We start from the raw sequence: 18850 nt of genomic DNA, 5'->3' as shown, positions 1-18850 counted from the left end.
CGCGTGACAGAAAAGGAAAGCCACCTTGATCCTTCCTTCTCAGGACCGCACGTCATGCCCCAGCAGCCGACCCTTCTCGCCCGCACCTTGCGCCATCTGTTACTCGGCGCCAGCCTCAGTTTCACCGTACTGCCTCAGGTGATGGCGGCCGAGGCCAAGCCGTATCACATCGCACCGGCCTCGCTGGAAGCGGCGCTGAATCAATTTGGTCGCGAAGCCGGCGTGCTGATTTCGTTCGGTTCCCAAGTCACGGCCGGCCTGCAGAGCCGTGGTTTGTCGGGCAATTACAGCGCCGACGAAGGCCTGCAAAAACTGCTGGAAGGCACCGGCCTGCAAGCCCGCGCCGAGGGCGACAAGGCCTACAGCCTGCAACCGGCCGGTGCGCCTGCGACCGTGGAGCTGCAAACCTCCAGCGTGGTCGGCGACTGGCTTGGCGACGCGGCGCAAACCAATGTGTTCGAGCACCCCGGCGCCCGTGACGTGATCCGCCGCGAAGAATTCGAACGCCAAGGCGCCACTCAGGCCCGCGATGTGCTCAACCGCATCCCCGGCGTCAACGCCCCGGAAAACAACGGCACCGGCAGCCATGACATGGCGCTGAACTTTGGTATTCGTGGCCTCAACCCGCGCCTGGCCTCGCGCTCCACCGTGTTGATGGACGGCATTCCGGTGCCTTTCGCGCCCTATGGCCAGCCGCAGCTGTCCTTCGCGCCGATCAGCATGGGCAACATGGACGCAGTCGACGTGGTTCGCGGCGGCGGTGCCGTGCGCTACGGCCCGCAGAACGTCGGCGGCATCGTCAACTTCGTGACCCGCGCAATCCCGGATGCACCGACCGTCAAAGGCGGTTTGCAGACCGAGACCAGCCCGTCCTCCAGCCATGACGGCTTCAAGACCACCGGCAACCTGCTGGCTGGCGGCACTGCCGACAACGGCCTGGGTGGCGCAATCCTGTACTCCGGCACCCGTGGCGGCGACTGGCGCGAAAACAGCAACACGCGCATCGACGACCTGATCCTCAAGGGCAAGTACCAGTTGGACGAGGCCAACAGCTTCAACGCCATGGCGCAGTACTACGAAGGCCAGGCCGATATGCCCGGCGGCTTGAACGTCAAGGACTATAAGGCTGACCCGTACCAGTCCACCCGTCCTTACGACAAGTTCTGGGGCCGCCGCACCATGTTCAACGCCGGCTACCGCTACCAGGAAGATCGCCGCGAATTTACCGCCAACACTTTCTTCACCACCACCTTGCGTAATGGCTACCTGGACCAGGGCAACTTCCTGTCGTTGTCCCCGCGCGAATACTGGGTACGCGGCCTGGAAACACGCTTCGCCCAAGGTTTCGACCTCGGCCCCACCAGCCATGAAGTGGGCGTCGGCTACCGCTATATCAGCGAAGCCGGCCACGAGATGCGCTACCGCACGCCGATCAGCGCCAACCAGCAACTGCCCGACACCAACAGCCGCAACGACCGCGACACCCGTGGCGCCACCGAAGCCAACGCGTTCTTCATCGATGACCGTATTGATATCGGCAAGTGGACCATCACGCCGGGCGTGCGCTACGAGATGATCGAATCCCAGCAGACCAACAACCTGAGCAACGTCAAATACAAAGGCGACTACAACACCGCGCTGCCGGCGTTGAACGTGCTCTATCACCTCACCGAAGACTGGAACCTCTACGCCAACACCGAAGGTTCATTCGGCAGCGTGCAATACAGCCAGATGCCCAACCGCGTGAGCAGCGGCGAAGTGAAACCGGAAAAAGCCCGCACCTGGGAACTCGGCACGCGCTACGACAACGGCAACCTGCGTGCGGAAATCGGCGCGTTCCTGATCAACTTCGACAACCAGTACGACAGCAACCAGACCAACGACACCGTGATCGCCCGTGGCGAAACGCGCCACCAGGGTATCGAGTCGAGCATCAACTACGCCCTCGACGGCTTGAGCCCGGCGCTTGCGGGCTTTGACGTCTACGCCACCTACGCCTATGTGGACGCGACCATCCGCGAAGACGGCCCAAACAAAGGCAACCGTGTGCCCTTCTCGTCCAAGCACAAAGGCACCCTGGGCGTGGGTTACACCGAAGGCCGCTGGAAGCTCAACCTCGACAGCAGCTACCAGAGCAGCCAGTTCGCCGACAACGCCAACACCCAGGCGGAAACCGCCGACGGCGCCAACGGGCGTATCCCAGGCTACATGCTGTTCAGCAGCCGCGCGGCGTATGACTTCGGCCCGCAACTGCAAGACTTGAATGTGGCGGTCGGGGTGAAAAACATCTTCAACAAGCAGTACTTCACCCGCTCGTTCGACGACAACAACAAAGGCAAATACGTGGGGGAACCGCGCACGGTGTACGTGCAGACCTCCATCGCGTTTTAGGTACCGGCGAGGCTGCGAAGGCGGCGGCACAGGCGAGATATAAGTTGCCTGACCCACCGCTTTCGCAGCCTCGCTGGGGCTAGACAGCTCCCACAGGGGATCGGCTTTGTCGTTTAGATCTACGTGGGCCGGCTCTAACTGCCTGCCAGGCAACTCGGGGTGCCGGCCACCAAGGCGTCGATGGCACAGCGCGTCTTGGCCGGCATGTGTGCGGCCGTCGGCCAGATCACGTGGATTGGCGCCGGCTGGTCGCGGTGGTTCGGCAGTACCGCTTCCAGTTGCCCGCGCAGCACGTAATGCGCAATCAACCAACTCGGCAACCAGGCCAGGCCCACGCCCGCAATCGCGGCATCGGCCACGGCCTGGAGGTCGTCGAGCATCAACAGCGAAGGCACACCGGGGCGCTGGGAGGTATTGCAGCGGTAGGCAATGCCTCGGTGGGCGGCGAGGTCGTCGATAGCGTTGATTGGCCCGACCCGCTGCAAATAGGCCGGCGAAGCCGCCAGGCCAACTGCTTGTTCGCCCAGGCGACGTGCACTCAGGCGGTCAGTGTCCGGCAGCGGACCAATACGCACGGCCACGTCGAAGCCTTCCTGTGCGAGATCGATCAATCGGTCAGAGAACGAGATCTCGATCTCCAACGCCGGGTAACGGTCCATCAACCCCCACAATGCTGGCGCCGCGTAATGATGGCCGAAAGCCAAAGGCAAGCTCGCCCTTAAACGCCCGCGTGGCTGTTGCCGGCCGCTCTCCAGCACCGATTCGGCAGCTTCCAGCTCTGCCAGCGCACGCAAACAATGTTCGTAGTACGCCTGCCCATCTTCAGTCAGACGCTGGCGGCGGGTGGAACGCTGCAACAGGCGAGTGCCCAAGCGCGCTTCCAGGCGCGCCAAGCCTTTACCCACGGCCGAACGCGTCAGGTTCAGCCGTTCGGCAGCCTCGGTCAGGTTGCCGCTCTCGACGACTTGCAGAAAGAGCTCAACACCATCAAAACGCGGAGTGGCCATGCTTAATTGTCGCCCTTAATTCCCTTATCAAAGGAAAACTTATCACGAATAAAGAATTCTGCTCCCGCGAGAATAGCGCTCTCCCCCAAACAAAAGGAATATCCCATGCCGCCCGCCGCCGCCGTATCCGCCGTCAGTGCCCCGCGCACCGCCAGAGATGGCCTGGCACTCACCGCCGTGTGCCTTGTGGCATTGATGTTCGGCCTGGAGATCTCCAGTGTGCCGGTCATCCTGCCAACCCTGGAACAGCAACTGGGCACCGGTTTTCAGGATGCGCAATGGATCATGAACGCCTACACCCTGGCCTGCACCAGCGTCTTGATGGCGGCGGGTACGTTGGCCGACCGCTTTGGACGGCGCCGCATGCTGGTGGTGTGCCTGTGGCTGTTTGGATTGGCTTCGCTGGCCTGCGGGCTGGCCAACGATGCCTCCACCTTGATCGCGGCGCGCTTCGTTCAAGGCATAGGCGCCGGGGCGATGATGATCTGCCAGTTCGCCATTCTGTCGCACCAGTTCCGCGAACCGGCTGCTCGGGCGCGGGCCTTTGCGATATGGGGCGTGATCGCAGGCGTGGGCCTGGGCTTCGGGCCGATGGTCGGCGCACTGATTCTGGCGGTCGCAGACTGGCGCTGGGTGTTCCTGGTGCATGTGCCGCTCACGCTGCTGACCTTGCTGCTGCTGCGCATCAGCGTGCAGGAATCCCGCGACCCGGCCGGCCATCGGCTGGATATCGCCGGCATGCTGACCTTGACGCTGTCGGTGTTCGCCTTGGTGTATTTCATTACTCAGGGCAGCGAAAACGGCTTCGGCAGCCCGGCGATGCTAGGCTGGGCCGGTTTGTCGCTGGTCGGGCTGCTGCTGTTCGTCGTGGTTGAGCGACGCAGCCCGCACCCGATGTTCGATTTTTCGGTATTCCGCATCCAGCGCTTCAACGGCGCGCTGATGGGTTCGATCGGCATGAATTTCAGTTTCTGGCCCTTCATGATCTACCTGCCACTCTACTTTCAGGCCGGCCTGGGCTACGACACGCTGACCACCGGCGCGGCCTTGCTGGCTTATACGCTGCCGACCTTGCTGGTGCCGCCGCTGGCGGAACGCCTGGCCCTGCGCTACGGCGCCGAACGTATTATCCCGCTGGGCCTGGGTTTGATGGGTGCAGGGTTTATCAGCATGGCGGCAGTCAATGGCGCGCAGCAGCCGAGTATCGTCTGGGTGCTGTTCAGTTGCGTGTTAGCAGGCGTGGGACTGGCGCTGACCAACTCACCGACCACCAACACCACCACCGGCGCCGTGTCGGCTGACCGTGCGGGCATGGCCTCGGGTATCGATCTCAGCGCGCGACTGATCACCTTGGCCCTCAACATCGCGTTGATGGGGCTGGTGCTGCTGCTAGGCATCGGCCATCACCTCTCCAGCCTGCTGCCTGCCACCACGGCGCTGGATTGGCCGGCTATCAGCCAGAACATTGCGGCGGGCAAACTGGATGCGCTGGTACTGGCGCCTTCAGACGCCCAGGCCGCACTGCGCCACGGCGCCGGCTGGGCCATGCTGTTTGCGGGGTTGGGTGCGTGTGGGCTGGCGATCTTGAGCCGGTACTTTTTCCAGCAGCGACCCTGAACGAAAACGGGCCTGCAGATGCAGGCCCGTTTTATTTGGGGTTGAAAAAACACTCAGCTATCAGCTATTAAGCGCAGCCTGTTCGTTTTCCAGAAATTCCTCTTCCAGCTCGGCCTCGTCAGCCTTGGTATCCGGCAAGCTCTGCCCTGCGGCGCGTGGTTTGCCGCGCAGTTTGCCGTACAGATGTTCCAGCGCATGTTCAAGCTTGGTCGCCGCGCCATCGATCGCCTGTTCCAGCGTATCGGCCTTGTGCAGGACCGACAGCGGTTGATGGCCCTTTGGCCGTGCTTCCAGACGGCAACTCAGATCGTGGGGGCCGGGCTTATCGCCGTTTTCATCCTTCAGGTAGACCTCAACGCGGGTCAGGTCTTCTTCATAACGTTCGAGCGTGCTCTCAATGGTAGTTCGTACCCACTCCTCCAGTCGGATGCTGCTTTCAATATGGTTATCGCTATTGACTTGGATTTGCATAGTTCTTCCCTTATTTCAGCTAGCTCGCGAGAGGTCACAACTGCGACACCGGGGTGGTGAAACCATGACCTCTTGATTACACAATTGGGCACCGCGCAGAACATTTCAACCCCTTTGCAAAGATAAATCCCACATTACAAATTAACCCTGACGACGAGCAAAAACGCTGTTAGGGTGGGGAGTTAGTTACATCTTATTACGCCCAGCCAACCTTATAATTGCCCCTCTCCCAACGGGTGCAATCCGCGAAAAATCCCCGCTTCCTCTACCAGCCAGTCATGCACCGCACGCACACCCGGATGGCTCAACGCGCCCGGCGCATACAGCAACACATAACGTTTGTGGTTGGGCACGGCCAGGCCGAAGGGCACGATCAAGGTGCCGCGCGCCAGTTCATCGTTAAGCAAGGTGCGCCGCGCAATCGCCACGCCCATCCCCGCGATGGCGGCCTCGATGGTCAGGTGGTTGCGGTTGAAGGTGTGGCCGCGGCGCACGTCGGCGTCGTGGTAGCCGATAGCATTCAGATAAAACTCCCACTCGGCGTATTCATAACTCCCACGCCAGGCGGTGATGTCGTGCAACAGCGGGAAATGCACCAGGTCCGCCGGGCCATGCAGCGGCGGCCTCCCGCGCAGCAGGCTCGGCGCGCATACAGGAAAAATCTGTTCATCGAGCAGGGCTGTGGATAACAGGCCGGGGTAGCTGCCGTCGTTCAGGTCGATGGCCAGGTCGAAGTCGCCCTCGTGCAAGGCGATGCTGCTGTCTTCGGCGACCATGCGCAGTTGGATATCCGGAAAGCGCTGCTGCAACCGCGGTAAACGCGGGGTCAGCCACTTGCCGAGAAACGACGGGATCGAGCGCAAGCGCAAAGTGCCGCTGATCATCCCCGCGTCCAGCCGCTGCAATTCCGCGTCGATGCTGCCGTAGGCCTCGCCCACGGTCGCCGCCAGCCTTTGCCCCTCGGCACTCAGCTCCACGCCACGGGCGCGCCGATGAAACAGCCGAAAGCCCAGGCGCTCTTCCAACTGGCGAATTTGCTGGCTCACCGCCCCCGGCGTGATGTGCAGTTCTTCGGCGCAGCGGGTAAACGACAAATGCCGCGCGGCGCAGGAAAACACGTGCAGCCAGACATAGGTCTGGCCATGGAGAGGGCGAGTCATAGCGTTTAGTCCTGCTAAAGGGTGTCTTAGGATAATTCGTTGGTCAGTGCCGATCCAGAGGCTCAGTATCGCGCCAATTCCGCCTGCTCTACAAAACATGGCAGCGATTTCTACTCCATTGCTTGTAAGGCTTTAGCATGGCTATCAGTGTTTTCGATCTATTCAAAGTGGGCATCGGCCCGTCCAGCTCCCATACCGTCGGCCCGATGCGCGCAGCGGCGACCTTCGCCCAAGCCCTGACCGACCAGCAATTGCTGGCCGATACGCGACGTATCGAAGTGCGCCTGTACGGCTCGCTGTCCGCCACTGGTGTGGGCCACGCCACCGACCGCGCCAGCGTGATGGGGCTGATGGGCGAATGGCCAGACACGGTCGACCCCACGTCGATCAATGCACGCATTCAGCAGTTGCGCGAATCCGGCCGATTGCTGCTCGCAGGCTCGCAGGAGATTGCCTTCAACTGGCACACCGACCTCCTGCTGCTGGACGAAAGCCTGCCCTACCACCCCAACGCCATGTCCCTGCACGCCTATGGCGAAAACGGCCTGCTGAGCGAGCAAACCTATTACTCGGTGGGCGGCGGTTTCATCATCGAGGCGGCCGAAGCCGCCTCGGGCATCGCGCCTGCCAGCGACGTCGAATTGCCCTACGACTTTTCCAGCGCCGTCGAACTGCTGGCCTTGTGCAACAAGCACGGCCTGCGGGTTTCCGAGCTGATGATGGCCAATGAACGCGCTTGGCGCTGCGACGAAGAAATCCGCAGCGGCCTGCTGCATATCTGGTCGGTAATGCGCGGGTGCGTGGAGCAAGGCTTGCGCGATGAAGGCATCTTGCCAGGCGGCCTCGACGTGCCACGCCGTGCGGCGAAATTGCACCGCAGCCTGCTGGAAATCGGCAAACCCAACGTGATCACCTCCACCTTGTCGGCGATGGAATGGGTCAACCTGTTCGCCCTCGCCGTCAACGAAGAAAACGCCGCCGGCGGGCGCATGGTCACCGCGCCGACCAATGGCGCAGCAGGGATCATCCCGGCCGTGCTGCATTACTACATGAAGTTCAACGCCGATGCGTCGGATGACGATGTGGTCAATTTCTTCCTGGCGGCTGCTGCCGTGGGCATTCTCTGCAAGAAGAACGCTTCGATCTCCGGCGCCGAAGTCGGCTGCCAGGGCGAAGTGGGCTCGGCCTGCGCCATGGCCGCTGCGGGTTTGGCCGACATCCTCGGCGCCACGCCGGAGCAACTGGAAAACGCTGCTGAAATCGGCCTGGAACACAACCTCGGCCTGACCTGCGACCCGGTCGGCGGCCTGGTGCAAGTGCCGTGTATCGAGCGCAACGCCATCGCGGCGGTCAAGGCGATCAACGCCACGCAAATGGCCCTGCGCGGTGACGGCAAACACTTTATCTCCCTCGACCGGGTGATCCGCACCATGCGCGATACCGGCGCCGACATGCATGACAAATACAAAGAAACTTCACGGGGCGGCCTGGCGGTCAGCTGGGTGGAGTGCTGATCGGAGCACGCCTACCCGCCCCCTACGTGAGCCCGCGCAAAAATAATAACGAGGCAATATCGATGACTGATGTACGTACACCTGCCGCTGAAAACCCTGCTGTTGCTGTAGATAACGCTGTAGACAACACTGTCACCACCGGCTGGACCAAACACGACACCACCTGGATGCTTGGCCTCTACGGCACGGCCATTGGCGCCGGCACCTTGTTCCTGCCGATCAACGCCGGCGTTGGCGGCTTCTGGCCGCTGATCGTGCTGGCGTTGCTGGCCTTCCCCATGACCTTCTTTGCTCACCGTGGGCTGACGCGCTTTGTGCTGTCGGGCAAATCCGGTGACATCACCGAAGTGGTCGAAGAACACTTCGGCGTCGGCGCGGGCAAGCTGATCACGCTGCTGTACTTTTTCGCGATTTTCCCGATCCTGCTGGTCTACAGCGTGGCGCTGACCAACACCCTCAGCAGCTTCATGGAACACCAACTGCACCTGGCCCCGCCGCCCCGGGCGATCCTGTCGCTGGTGCTGATCCTCGGCCTGATGGCCATTGTGCGCTGCGGCCAGGGCGTGATAGTCAAAGCCATGAGCGTGCTGGTGTACCCCTTCGTCGCCGCCCTGCTGTTGCTGGCCGTAAGCCTGATCCCCAACTGGAACGGCGCGTTCTTCGCTTCCGCCAGTGAAGGCATGCCGTTGCCGCTGCTCTTCAAGACCCTGTGGCTGGCGATCCCGGTGATGGTGTTCTCCTTCAACCACTCGCCGATCATTTCCGCCTTTGCCGTCGACCAGAAGCGCGTCTACGGCCCACAGGCCGAGCGCAAAAGCAGCGGTATCCTCGCCACCGCCCACGGCATGATGGTGCTGACGGTGATGTTCTTCTGCTTCAGCTGCGTGCTGGCCCTGTCGCCGGCTGACCTGGCGGCCGCCAAGGCGCAGAACATTTCGATCCTGTCGTACCTCGCCAACCACTTCCAGACGCCCGTGATTGCCTACGCCGCGCCGTTGATCGCGCTGGTGGCCATCACCAAGTCCTTTCTCGGCCATTACATCGGCGCCAGCGAAGGCTTCCAGGGGCTGATCGTCAAATCCTTGCGTGGGCGTAACCGTTCGATGTCATCCAAAGGGTTGGAACGCTGCACCGCGCTGTTCATGGTGCTGACCTGCTGGGCCGTGGCGACCTTCAACCCAAGCATCCTGGGCATGATCGAAACCCTGGGCGGGCCGGTCATCGCGTGCCTGCTGTTCCTGATGCCGATGTACGCGATCCGCCGCGTGCCTTCTCTGCGCCAGTATTCGGGCCAGGTGTCGAATGTGTTTGTGGTGCTGATCGGGTTGATTGCGCTGTCTGCGATCGTTTTTTCGGTTTTGCCCTGAAATCGAACACACCCCATGACAAATGTGGGAGCGGGCTTGCTCGCGAATGCGGTCATTCAGCTAAGTATTTATTGGCTGACACACCGCATTCGCGAGCAAGCCCGCTCCCACATGGGTATTGCAGCGCCTGGTAAAGCGCTATACGGCACGCCCCTTGCTGTACAGCTAACGAGGCAAACGGACCTTGTGAACCCTCAGCGACGGAGTGGCCGGTGGTCAGGCAATGCGAACTTAACCCGACACCGGTCGTCAATGACTGCATGTTCTTATCAGGCGGTAACGCACCATGGACAATCCTTTTCAGATCATCACTGACACCTTCACGCCCACCTACCGCGTCAACCTGAGCATCCAACGGCTCGACGGCAGCATCATGCTCACCCTCTCGGACGAGACGGGGGTGGTGGCCAAACGCATGATCAGCGCCGAACAACGCAACGACCCGGAGCGGCTCAAGCGCCTGGTGCAGAGCATTCAATTCGGCATCGCCATCGAACAGGGCCACAGCGCCATGGAGATTCTGGCGGTGATGACCGACGGCGACAGCCACAAACTCTTGCAGCCACCACCCGCCCGCACCCTGCCCTTCAGCGTCGGGCTTTAAAGCTCGCCCTTCTCGGTTTCCAGGCTCGCCTCGCCTTTGCGACGCGGGCCTTCGACCTTCACCGACGGGAACGCCGACGAAGCGTAGCGCACCACCAGAATCGAGAACGCCAACAGCAGAATGCCGCCGCACAGGTAGATGATGCCGACGTCCGGCGGGTTGTGGTGGGAGACGTTGGAAATCAGCAGGCGCGTCAGCGCCGTGATTGCCACGTAGATCAGGAAGCGTACGGGCATGTGGTTGGTCTTGAAATAAATCCCGACCATTGCGCCCAACTCCAGGTAGATGAACAGCAGCAAGATGTCATCGATCTTGATGTGCCCGTTCTCCAGCATCCCCAAAAACTCCATCACCGCCGCCCAGGCTGTTACGGCACCAATGGCGAACAGCGCCAGGTAGTGGAACGTCTCGACGAACAGATTGCCCAGCGACTCGGCCAGCCCATGGACTTGCTGACGCAGCTTTTCGGCCCAGTTGATTTTCACGATGATGCTTCCTTAGGTCGGCTCGACCGGATAATGCGGGGTGGACGTGACGGTTGTTCTGCATGCAGAAAAAAGGCCAGTGGCAGGTATAAGATGGTGGCGGCGTGACATGAGGCACTCCGAACCTGTATTTACGGGCTACATTAAAAAACTGCTACCCAAACCCCGTGGTTTGGCTTACTCTTTTCACTGTATATGAATACAGTAGTCGCAAAAGACAACTATCGTGAAGGCATGTGAGGTGGTGAATGGCCGTCGAAGTGGTATACCGCAGCAGCCGAGATCTGGAGCGTTTGTTCATGGATAAAGCCGAAGCTGACCGTCATGACAAGATGCTTGAACTCGCTGAGTTGCTGGCAGAAGTGTTGCAAAAAGCCGTGCCGTCCCTGAGCGAGCAGCAGGTGGAGGAAGCCGGGATCTACATGGCGAAGAATCGCGATGTGTTTGCCAAGGCGTTCAAGAGCCAGCCGGACGCATTGTCCGAGTTGCTGAACCCGGCGGCAGAATAAAGCCCGAATTGAACAGGCCCTGAATCATTGATTCAGGGCCTTTTTAATGCCTGGGCTATTTGTAGAGCAGGCGTTCGGCCAACTCGTCCGCCACCCGCGCGGGGGAGCGTTTTTCGGCTTGGGCGTGGGCGAAGATTTCGGTGAGGCGCGTGCCGATGTTCGACAGGTGTGCGGTGATGGCGGGCAACTCGGTGCCGGCGTGTTTGAGGGCGACGTAGATCAGGCCGCCGGAGTTGATCACGTAGTCCGGGGCGTAGAGGATACCGCGCCCTTCCAGTTGGTCGGCAATGTCCAGAGTGGTCAATTGCGCGCTGGCGGAACCGGCCACGGCGGCGCAACGCAGTTGGCCGACCGTATGACGGTTGAACACCGCGCCGACACCGCACGGCGCCAGAATGTCACACGGCGTGCTGAGCAACGCATCATTGGCGATGGGGTGTGCACCCAGCTGCTCCATGGCCAGTTGCACCTTGCCGTGGTCGATGTCGCTGACCAGCAGTTCGGCACCCGCCGCGTGCAGTTGTTCGGCCAAAGCAAAACCGACATTGCCCAGGCCCTGGATCGCGATGCGCAGGCCTTCGAGGTTGTCACTGCCCAGGCGTGCCATAGCGGTGGTGCGGATACCGGTGAACACGCCCATGGCGGCATGGGGCGCCGGGTCGCCTGCGGCCGTGGTGCTGGTGACGAAACGGGTGTGTTGGGCGATGCAGTCCATGTCGGCGACAGATGTACCGCTGTCGATCGAGGTGACAAAACGGCCGTCGAGTTTTTCGATACAACGGCCGAAGGCTTCAAACAGCGCCGCGCGGCTTTCCACGTGCACGGGTCGGATGATCACCGCCGTGCCGCCGCCCACCGGCAAGCCGGCCAGGGCGGCTTTGTAGCTCATGCCTTGGGCCAGGCGTGCGGCATCGGCCACGGCACTTTCATCGTCGGAATAAGCAAGATAACGGCAACCGCCCAAGGCAGGGCCGAGGCGGCTGTTGTGGATGGCGATGACGGCCTTCAACCCGGTCACCGGGTCGACGCTCAGGTGCAGCGATTCAAGGCGGGTGCTGTGCATGAGCGCAAACATCAATGGGCTCCCGAATCACTTCTGGTAGAGGCCCCAGTATAGGCTTGCGGTAGAAAACTGCTGAATCACGCTGGAATAAGCCGCCAGGTTTAATAGGCATCAGGACATAAGCCCGCAGGACATTTCCTAAGTTACTGGACGAAAATTCACAGCAAGGCTAAAACGTGGGCATCCGCCGGAGAATGCAATGAATCCCCGCACAGCCTTTTTCGCCTGCCTGGACCGCTCACCGCCTGCGCTGTTTGAAGCCGCGTTGTGGATGGCGGCTGAACACGATCCGAGCGTGCAACCCCTGCTGATCCTGCAAGACCTGACTTTGCTGCAACAACAGATCAGCGTAGGCATGCCCATGCTGCCGGCGGATGAACTCGGCCAGCCGTTGCTGCGGCGCATGAATGACCTGGGGTTTGCCCAGGATGATTCCACACCGCTACGCCCCGCCGCCGCGCTGCTCGACAAGGTACTGCTGCGCAAACGCGGCCAACCCTTGGCCATGGGCTTGATCGCGCTGGAGATGGCGCGGCGCCTGGATATCCCCATGGCGGGGGTTAATTTCCCCGGCCACTTCCTGCTGCGGGTGCCCGGTGCCGACCACCTGTTGGACCCTTGCGGCGGCCGACGCCTGTACCCCAACGACTGTCGCGAGTTGCTGCACCGCCAGTACGGGCCAAACCTCAAGTTGCAGGCCGAGCACCTGCTCACCGCCGAACCGCGTTCGATCCTGCAACGGCTGTCACGTAACCTGCGCCAACTGCACCTGGCCAATGACCACCCGCTGTCGGCCCTGATCGACGCCGAGCGCGTGCTGGAGTTGGGCAATGCCAGCGCTGCGGATTATCTGGCGCGGGCCAGCCTTTACCAGCGCCTGGACTGCCCGAGTGCCGAGCGCTTTGACCTGGAACATGCCCTGTTGCTCAGCGAAGACCCGATCCAGCGCCTGCGCCTGACCGAGCGGCTGGGGCATTTGCCGCCCAACACCGTGGTGCACTGAAGGGTGGGAGCTGCGTTGAATCAATGATTGGCCGGCGTCTTGAGAATATCGTTGTGTAATGGGCCCGGCAGGGCGTTGGAGCCAGGCGAGCGCACCTGAATGATCAACAGCGCCGCAATTACCGCCGGAATCGCGCAGAAGAAGAAAATCTGCTCCACCGGAATATGCATCGCCAGCAACAGGCTGCCGAACAGCGGCCCCAGGATTGAACCGAAGCGCCCCACACCCAAGGCCCAGCCTGTGCCGGTAGCGCGCACGTGTGCCGGGTAGAAATTACTCGCGAAGGCGTTGAGGGTCAGTTGCCCGCCAATAATGCAGAAGCCGGCCGCGAACACGCAGGCCACCAGATAACGCGGGTTGTCGTGATTCAGCCCCAGCAAGATCGTGCACACCGCAGCCGCCGCCAGCACGCCGGAGAGCAACCGCACCTTGCTTTTCAGGCGGTCGGCAAACCACGCCATACCGATGGCGCCCAAGGTGCCGGCAAACAGGAACATTGAGGTCACCAAATTGGCTTCCTTCAACGCCAGGCCGCTTTCCAGCAGCAGCGTCGGCAGCCAGCTGATCATGAAATACAGCAGGATCAGGCTGACAAAAAAGGTCGCCCAAATCAGCAAGGTCGGACGCGCATAGCCGTTGCGAAACAGCTCCACCACCGTAAGTTTGCTGCTCTGCTCCTGAAGGTTCTCTGCCTCGCTCGCCAGCGGCGGCTGCCAGTCGGGCAGCATGCGCGCCGTGACCTTTTGCAACCGCCTATACGGTGGCGCATCACGCAATAGACGTGGCAGGGATTCCGGTAACAGCCATGCAAGGAAGGGGAACAACAGCAAGGGCGTCACCCCGCCTGCCAGAAAGACCGCCTGCCAGCCGTAGCCTTCGATAAACCCCGCAGCGACAAACCCACCCGCAGCGCCACCAAACGAGAAGCCGCAGGCGGCCAGTGTCACCATCAAGGTGCGCATGCGCGGTGGGGAATATTCCGACATCAACGCCATGGCGCTGGGCATCGCGCCGCCCATGCCGATGCCGCAGATAAACCGCGCAGCCATCAGGGTGGTCAGGGAATTGGCGAACACCATCAGCACGGTGAGGCTCGCGTAGATCAGCACGCAGGCGAGCAGGATGCGGCGCACGCCGAAGCGGTCGGCCAGCGGCGTCACCAATAACGAGCCCAGGGTCAGGCCCAACAGGTTGGCGCTGAACACCGGGCCGAACGCGGCTTTTTCCAGACCCCAATCCTTGGCCAATGCCGGCACCACGTAGCCCAGCACCTGGGCGTCATAGCCGTCGGTTACCAGCAGCAACGCCAGCAACAGGAGAATCAACCACTGGTAGCGCGACACCGCACGGGCGTCGAGTGCCGCGCGAAAGCTGGCAATCTGATTGTGCATCGCAAGGTACCTGTTATTTTTATAAGGATGACGCGGATCAAACGGTGGGAGCTGGCTTGCCTGCGATGACGGTGTGTCAGCCAGTGCATTATCAACTGATAGACCGCTATCGCAGGCAAGCCAGCTCCCACATTGATTTAGGGTGTGTCAGGGGTGTCGGGTTGGTTGGCCGGATGCGCCTGCACAAACGCCGGATGCTGCGCCGCCAGCGCGGCCACTCGCCCGATGCGTGGGTACGCGCCCAACGGCACCTTGAAGCGCTCAGCCGCGTACAGCTGCGGGATCAGAAACGCATCCGCCATCCCCGGTTGCGGCCCAAAGCAAAAACCTTCATCGCCAATCAACTGCTCCACCGCGCCCAGGCCCTGGCTTATCCAATGCCCGATCCACTCGAGCACTTGCGCCTCGTCATGCCCCCATTTGCGCAGCAGGTTTTGCGTGCTGGAGTTGTGCAGCGGATGGATATCGCAGCCAATGATCGACGCCACCGCCCGCTCATGGGCACGGGCTGCCAAGTCCTTGGAGAGCAACGGCGCCTGTGGATAACGCTCTTCCAGGTACTCGATGATTGCCAGTGATTGGATCAACAGCCCTCCCTCATCGGTACGCAGCGCCGGTACACGGCCCTGCGGGTTGATCGCCAGGTAATCGGGCTGGCGATTCGCGCCGCCCGGCGGCACCAGCAAATTAACCGGCACGGCAGTAAAGTCCAGGCCCTTGAGCGCCAGGGCGATACGCACCCGATACGACGCCGTAGAACGGTAGTAGGTATAGAGTTGCATCGCCCTGCCCTCTTAGCGTGCTGCGGTCACGGTGCCACGGCATTCGCCGAAACCGATGGAGGCAAAACCTTCACGGTTGCAACGGGCACGCAGGATGATTTCGTCACCATCTTCAAGGAACTTACGCACTTCGCCGGAGGCCAGTTCAATCGGCTTTTTACCGCCTTCGGTGATTTCCAACAGGCTGCCGTACTGCCCCGGTTGCGGCCCGGACAAGGTGCCCGAACCAAACAAATCACCGGCCTGCAACTGGCAGCCGTTGACGCTGTGGTGTGCAACCAACTGCGCTACGGTCCAGTACATGTGCTGGGTGTTGCTCAGGGCCAGGCGGTGTTCCGGCAGGTTTTGCTCGCGCATCGCAGCGGTGGTCAGCAGCACTTCCAGCTCGATGTCCAGGCCTCCCGTGGCCTGGTCACGCGTATCCAGCAGGTACGGCAGCGGCTGCGGGTCACCTGCGGGACGGGCCGGTTGGGCCTTGCGGAACGGCTCCAGCGCTTCGGCGGTGACCACCCACGGCGAGATGCTGGTGATGAAGCTTTTTGACAGAAACGGGCCGAGCGGCTGGTATTCCCAGGCCTGGATATCCCGTGCCGACCAGTCGTTGAGCAGGCAGAACCCGGCAATATGTTCAGCGGCGTCGCCAATGGCAATCGAGTCGCCCATGGCATTGCCCTGGCCGATCCAGATGCCCAGTTCCAACTCATAATCCAGGCGCGCGCACGGGCCGAAGGTTGGCTCGGCCTGGCCGGCTGGCAGCGTCTGGCCTTTAGGCCGGCGTACGTCCGTGCCCGAGGGGCGAATGGTCGAGGCGCGACCGTGATAGCCAATCGGCACGTACTTGTAGTTGGGCAGCAACGGGTTGTCGGGACGGAACAGTTTGCCGATGTTTTGCGCGTGTTCGATGCCGACGTAGAAGTCGGTGTAATCGTTGATCTTCGCCGGCACATGCATGTGGCAATCCGCCGCGCGGTGCAGTACCTGCGCCTCACGGGTGTGCAGCTTGCTGCCTTCGGCGAGCAGTTCCAGCAGGCGCTCGCGCAAGGCTACGCGTGGGCCACGGCCGAGTTCGAAAAAGCCGTTCAGTTGGCCACCGGCAGTGGCTTCGACCGCACGGCGCGCTTCACCTTCAAACTCGTCCAGCGCAGCGTGCAGGTCGAGAATCGAATCGCCAATCGCCACGCCACTGCGCGGGGCCGAGCCATTGATGCTGAACACGCCCAGCGGCAGGTTCTGCAAGGGGAAATCGCGGTGGCCGTTGGCGGAGGCTACCCAGCTGCGGGCAAGTGTTGGCTGAGTCATGGGTTATCTCCGGTTCGGGTTGAAGGTGGCGGGCAGCGAGGCCCAGCACGCGTCGTAGGAAGGTTGCAGTTGTGGGCACTCAAGGGCGAACTGTGTGGGGCGCAGCACTTGGCTGGTCTCGAACATGAAGGCCATGGTGTTATCGATCTTGTGCGGCGCCAGCGCCACGTTGATGGCTTTGATGCAGGTCTCGCCGTCCGGGCCGTGGGCGCTCATGCAGCTGTGCAGTGACGCGCCGCCCGGCAGGAAACCTTCGGCCTTGGCGTCGTAGGCGCCCTGGATCAGGCCCATGTATTCGTTCATCAGGTTGCGGTGGAACCACGGCGGGCGGAAGGTATTTTCGGCCACCATCCAGCGCGGCGGGAAGATCACGAAGTCGAGGTTGGCCAGCCCATGCACGCTGGTGGGCGAGGTCAGTACGGTGAAAATCGACGGGTCCGGGTGATCGAAACTCACCGTGCCAAGGGTGTTGAAACGGCGCAGGTCATATTTGTACGGCACGTTATTGCCGTGCCAGGCGACCACGTTCAGCGGCGAATGGTCCAGCTCACAGGCCCACAGTTCGCCGAGGAATTTCTGCACCAGCGTGGTCGGCTTTTTGCTGTCTTCATAGTGAGCGACCGGTGTGAGGAAATCACGCGGGTTAGCCAGGCCGTTGCTGCCGATTGGCCCCAGATCCGGCAGGCGCAATGGCGCGCCGTGGTTTTCCGCAACGTAGCCGCGTGCCTGGGCATCCAGCAGTTCGATGCGAAATTTCAGGCCGCGGGGCAGCACCACGATTTCCAGCGGCTCGACGTCCAGCACACCCAACTCGGTGGCGATACGCAGACGGCCCTGCTCGGGGACGATCAACAGTTCGCCATCGGCGTTAAAGAACACCCGTTCCATCGAACGGTTGGCGCAGTAATTGTAAATGCTGATGCCTGAGGGTTTTGCCGACCCGGAGTTGGCGACCATGCCGACCAGGCCGTCGATAAAGTCAGTCGGTTCGCCGGGAATATCCAGCGGGTTCCAGCGCAAGCGGTTCGGCGTCACCGCACCCAAAGGCCCACCGGCCAATTGCCGTTCCAGCTTGATAAACGCCGGGTGGTTGGCCGACGGCTGAATGCGGTACAGCCAGGTGCGGCGGGCTTCGCTGCGCACCATGGTAAAGGCGGTGCCGGAGAACAGCTCGGTGTACAGACCGTAGGGAGCTTTTTGCGGGGAATTCTGGCCGACCGGCAATGCGCCAGGCAACGCTTCGCTGGCGAACTCATTGCCGAAACCCGATTGGTATTCGAGGTTCATGGACCATCCTCTGTGCGGAAGTTGTTTTTATCGTAATCCAGTTACGCATAACGTAATTTGATCACTATCGACCGTCAAGCTATAAAGACGCCCATTCATCTCTCGGATTATCGCCCCTCCATGGAAAAGCCCCGCGACACCGGTAAACAGAAAGTCCGCTCGGCCGAAGTGGGCACCGATATCCTCAAGGCGCTGGCCGAACTGTCCCCCGCCACCTCGCTGTCGCGCCTGGCCGAACATGTGCAGATGCCAGCGAGCAAGGTCCACCGCTACTTGCAGGCGCTGATCGCTTCGGGGTTTGCCGAGCAGAACACCGCTACCAACCATTACGGCCTGGGCCGCGAGGCGTTGCGCGTGGGCTTGGCGGCGCTGGGCAGCATGGACGTGTTGAAAGTCGGCGCGATGCCCCTGGCAGAACTGCGCGATGAATTGAATGAAACCTGCTTTTTGGCGGTGTGGGGCAACCAGGGCGCGACCGTGGTGCAGATAGAACCGGCGGTGCGTGCCGTCACTGTGGTGACGCAGTTGGGTTCAGTGTTGCCGCTGCTCAGCTCGTCCACCGGGCTGGTATTCAGCGCTTACCTGCCATCGCGGGAAACCGTGGAATTGCGCGCACGCGAGATTCAGGCCGGGACTGCCCATGCCCTGGCGGACGACGCGGCCTACGCCGGCGCCTGCGAACAGATCCGCAACCGGGGCCTGCACTTTGTGCATGGTTTACTGATGCCCGGCGTCGATGCGTTGTCGGCGCCGGTGTTCAATGCGGTCGGGCAAGTCGCGGCGGTGATGACCGTGGTCGGCCCCACCTCACTGTTCCATGCCGATGAAGATGGCCCGGCGGCGCAGCGCTTGCTGGCGGCGACCCGGGCCGTGAGTTGGCGCATGGGCTATCAGCCCTGA

The 18850-nt window shown here is 61.7% G+C and carries 17 protein-coding genes; 8 read left to right on the top strand and 9 right to left on the bottom strand.

What is annotated here, in order from left to right; all coding sequences use genetic code 11:
• Nucleotides 1-54: 54 nt before the first annotated feature.
• The gene (gene fecA / locus BLV67_RS02475; RefSeq protein WP_069786143.1) at nucleotides 55-2391 is read left to right on the top strand and encodes a TonB-dependent Fe(3+) dicitrate receptor FecA; all 2337 of its coding nucleotides are present in this window, start codon (nucleotides 55-57) and stop codon (nucleotides 2389-2391) included.
• 134 nt (nucleotides 2392-2525) lie between these two features.
• Here fecA and BLV67_RS02470 read toward each other — a convergent pair whose 3' ends face one another.
• Complete coding sequence (locus BLV67_RS02470; protein ID WP_069786142.1) at nucleotides 2526-3398, bottom strand: LysR family transcriptional regulator; 873 nt, start codon at nucleotides 3396-3398, stop codon at nucleotides 2526-2528.
• A 105-nt stretch (nucleotides 3399-3503) separates the two neighbouring features.
• Between BLV67_RS02470 and BLV67_RS02465 the strand changes: the two genes are divergently transcribed.
• The gene (locus BLV67_RS02465; protein WP_069786141.1) at nucleotides 3504-5015 is read left to right on the top strand and encodes an MFS transporter; all 1512 of its coding nucleotides are present in this window, start codon (nucleotides 3504-3506) and stop codon (nucleotides 5013-5015) included.
• 60 nt (nucleotides 5016-5075) lie between these two features.
• On the opposite strand, the gene BLV67_RS02460 is transcribed toward BLV67_RS02465, so the two are convergent.
• Together BLV67_RS02460 and BLV67_RS02455 are read right to left on the bottom strand one after the other, a co-directional pair.
• Nucleotides 5076-5486 carry an HPF/RaiA family ribosome-associated protein gene (locus BLV67_RS02460; RefSeq protein ID WP_017135168.1) on the bottom strand — a complete coding sequence of 137 codons (411 nt, stop codon included), beginning with the start codon at nucleotides 5484-5486 and terminating at the stop codon, nucleotides 5076-5078.
• 212 nt (nucleotides 5487-5698) lie between these two features.
• Nucleotides 5699-6646 carry a LysR substrate-binding domain-containing protein gene (locus BLV67_RS02455; RefSeq protein WP_069786140.1) on the bottom strand — a complete coding sequence of 316 codons (948 nt, stop codon included), beginning with the start codon at nucleotides 6644-6646 and terminating at the stop codon, nucleotides 5699-5701.
• 137 nt (nucleotides 6647-6783) lie between these two features.
• On the opposite strand from BLV67_RS02455, the gene BLV67_RS02450 reads away from it, so the two are divergent.
• The 3 genes from BLV67_RS02450 (at nucleotide 6784) to BLV67_RS02440 (ending at nucleotide 10131) form a co-directional block, all read left to right on the top strand.
• Nucleotides 6784-8160: an L-serine ammonia-lyase gene (locus tag BLV67_RS02450; RefSeq protein WP_069786139.1), complete on the top strand. Its 1377-nt coding sequence runs from the start codon at nucleotides 6784-6786 to the stop codon at nucleotides 8158-8160.
• A gap of 62 nt (nucleotides 8161-8222) precedes the next feature.
• Nucleotides 8223-9527 carry a serine/threonine transporter gene (locus BLV67_RS02445; protein ID WP_069786138.1) on the top strand — a complete coding sequence of 435 codons (1305 nt, stop codon included), beginning with the start codon at nucleotides 8223-8225 and terminating at the stop codon, nucleotides 9525-9527.
• A 286-nt stretch (nucleotides 9528-9813) separates the two neighbouring features.
• Nucleotides 9814-10131: a DUF3509 domain-containing protein gene (locus BLV67_RS02440; RefSeq protein ID WP_058419385.1), complete on the top strand. Its 318-nt coding sequence runs from the start codon at nucleotides 9814-9816 to the stop codon at nucleotides 10129-10131.
• Here BLV67_RS02440 and BLV67_RS02435 read toward each other — a convergent pair.
• Nucleotides 10128-10616, bottom strand: a complete 489-nt coding sequence (locus tag BLV67_RS02435; protein WP_056858911.1) for a phosphate-starvation-inducible protein PsiE — start codon at nucleotides 10614-10616, stop codon at nucleotides 10128-10130. The two genes, BLV67_RS02440 and BLV67_RS02435, sit on opposite strands and share 4 nt — an antisense overlap.
• Before the next feature lie 248 nt (nucleotides 10617-10864).
• Between BLV67_RS02435 and BLV67_RS02430 the strand changes: the two genes are divergently transcribed.
• A complete protein-coding gene (locus tag BLV67_RS02430) occupies nucleotides 10865-11125 on the top strand; it encodes a YebG family protein (protein WP_003188807.1) in 261 nt (86 codons plus the stop codon).
• Nucleotides 11126-11180: 55 nt separating this feature from the next.
• Here the strand turns inward: BLV67_RS02430 and BLV67_RS02425 are convergent, their stop codons facing one another.
• On the bottom strand, nucleotides 11181-12200 hold the full coding sequence (locus tag BLV67_RS02425) for a Glu/Leu/Phe/Val dehydrogenase family protein (RefSeq protein ID WP_069786137.1): 1020 nt from the start codon (nucleotides 12198-12200) through the stop codon (nucleotides 11181-11183).
• 187 nt (nucleotides 12201-12387) lie between these two features.
• On the opposite strand from BLV67_RS02425, the gene BLV67_RS02420 reads away from it, so the two are divergent.
• Nucleotides 12388-13191, top strand: coding sequence for a SirB1 family protein (locus tag BLV67_RS02420; protein WP_069786136.1), 804 nt, complete (start codon nucleotides 12388-12390; stop codon nucleotides 13189-13191).
• A 20-nt stretch (nucleotides 13192-13211) separates the two neighbouring features.
• Here the strand turns inward: BLV67_RS02420 and BLV67_RS02415 are convergent, their stop codons facing one another.
• The 4 genes from BLV67_RS02415 to hmgA all read right to left on the bottom strand — a co-directional run bounded on the left by BLV67_RS02415 (nucleotide 13212) and on the right by hmgA (nucleotide 17950).
• A complete protein-coding gene (locus tag BLV67_RS02415) occupies nucleotides 13212-14582 on the bottom strand; it encodes an MFS transporter (protein ID WP_069786135.1) in 1371 nt (456 codons plus the stop codon).
• Nucleotides 14583-14719: 137 nt separating this feature from the next.
• Nucleotides 14720-15364, bottom strand: a complete 645-nt coding sequence (gene maiA / locus BLV67_RS02410; protein WP_069786134.1) for a maleylacetoacetate isomerase — start codon at nucleotides 15362-15364, stop codon at nucleotides 14720-14722.
• A 12-nt stretch (nucleotides 15365-15376) separates the two neighbouring features.
• Nucleotides 15377-16663 carry a fumarylacetoacetase gene (fahA, locus tag BLV67_RS02405; protein ID WP_065912627.1) on the bottom strand — a complete coding sequence of 429 codons (1287 nt, stop codon included), beginning with the start codon at nucleotides 16661-16663 and terminating at the stop codon, nucleotides 15377-15379.
• Nucleotides 16664-16666: 3 nt separating this feature from the next.
• Nucleotides 16667-17950: a homogentisate 1,2-dioxygenase gene (hmgA, locus tag BLV67_RS02400; protein WP_065912625.1), complete on the bottom strand. Its 1284-nt coding sequence runs from the start codon at nucleotides 17948-17950 to the stop codon at nucleotides 16667-16669.
• Nucleotides 17951-18070: 120 nt separating this feature from the next.
• On the opposite strand from hmgA, the gene BLV67_RS02395 reads away from it, so the two are divergent.
• Nucleotides 18071-18850 carry an IclR family transcriptional regulator gene (locus tag BLV67_RS02395; protein WP_065912620.1) on the top strand — a complete coding sequence of 260 codons (780 nt, stop codon included), beginning with the start codon at nucleotides 18071-18073 and terminating at the stop codon, nucleotides 18848-18850.

Origin of the sequence: Pseudomonas salomonii, assembly GCF_900107155.1 — a bacterium.
Taxonomy (GTDB): Bacteria; Pseudomonadota; Gammaproteobacteria; order Pseudomonadales; family Pseudomonadaceae; genus Aquipseudomonas; species Aquipseudomonas salomonii.
This window is presented reverse-complemented; position numbering and strand designations above follow the sequence as displayed.

Bases quoted from the DNA above. Each gene is read 5' to 3' on its own strand.
- fecA (WP_069786143.1), top strand. From the start codon at position 55: ATGCCCCAGCAGCCGACCCTTCTCGCCCGCACCTTGCGCCATCTGTTA.
- BLV67_RS02470 (WP_069786142.1), bottom strand. From the start codon at position 3,398: ATGGCCACTCCGCGTTTTGATGGTGTTGAGCTCTTTCTGCAAGTCGTC.
- BLV67_RS02465 (WP_069786141.1), top strand. From the start codon at position 3,504: ATGCCGCCCGCCGCCGCCGTATCCGCCGTCAGTGCCCCGCGCACCGCC.
- BLV67_RS02460 (WP_017135168.1), bottom strand. From the start codon at position 5,486: ATGCAAATCCAAGTCAATAGCGATAACCATATTGAAAGCAGCATCCGA.
- BLV67_RS02455 (WP_069786140.1), bottom strand. From the start codon at position 6,646: ATGACTCGCCCTCTCCATGGCCAGACCTATGTCTGGCTGCACGTGTTT.
- BLV67_RS02450 (WP_069786139.1), top strand. From the start codon at position 6,784: ATGGCTATCAGTGTTTTCGATCTATTCAAAGTGGGCATCGGCCCGTCC.
- BLV67_RS02445 (WP_069786138.1), top strand. From the start codon at position 8,223: ATGACTGATGTACGTACACCTGCCGCTGAAAACCCTGCTGTTGCTGTA.
- BLV67_RS02440 (WP_058419385.1), top strand. From the start codon at position 9,814: ATGGACAATCCTTTTCAGATCATCACTGACACCTTCACGCCCACCTAC.
- BLV67_RS02430 (WP_003188807.1), top strand. From the start codon at position 10,865: ATGGCCGTCGAAGTGGTATACCGCAGCAGCCGAGATCTGGAGCGTTTG.
- BLV67_RS02425 (WP_069786137.1), bottom strand. From the start codon at position 12,200: ATGTTTGCGCTCATGCACAGCACCCGCCTTGAATCGCTGCACCTGAGC.
- BLV67_RS02420 (WP_069786136.1), top strand. From the start codon at position 12,388: ATGAATCCCCGCACAGCCTTTTTCGCCTGCCTGGACCGCTCACCGCCT.
- BLV67_RS02415 (WP_069786135.1), bottom strand. From the start codon at position 14,582: ATGCACAATCAGATTGCCAGCTTTCGCGCGGCACTCGACGCCCGTGCG.
- maiA (WP_069786134.1), bottom strand. From the start codon at position 15,364: ATGCAACTCTATACCTACTACCGTTCTACGGCGTCGTATCGGGTGCGT.
- fahA (WP_065912627.1), bottom strand. From the start codon at position 16,663: ATGACTCAGCCAACACTTGCCCGCAGCTGGGTAGCCTCCGCCAACGGC.
- hmgA (WP_065912625.1), bottom strand. From the start codon at position 17,950: ATGAACCTCGAATACCAATCGGGTTTCGGCAATGAGTTCGCCAGCGAA.
- BLV67_RS02395 (WP_065912620.1), top strand. From the start codon at position 18,071: ATGGAAAAGCCCCGCGACACCGGTAAACAGAAAGTCCGCTCGGCCGAA.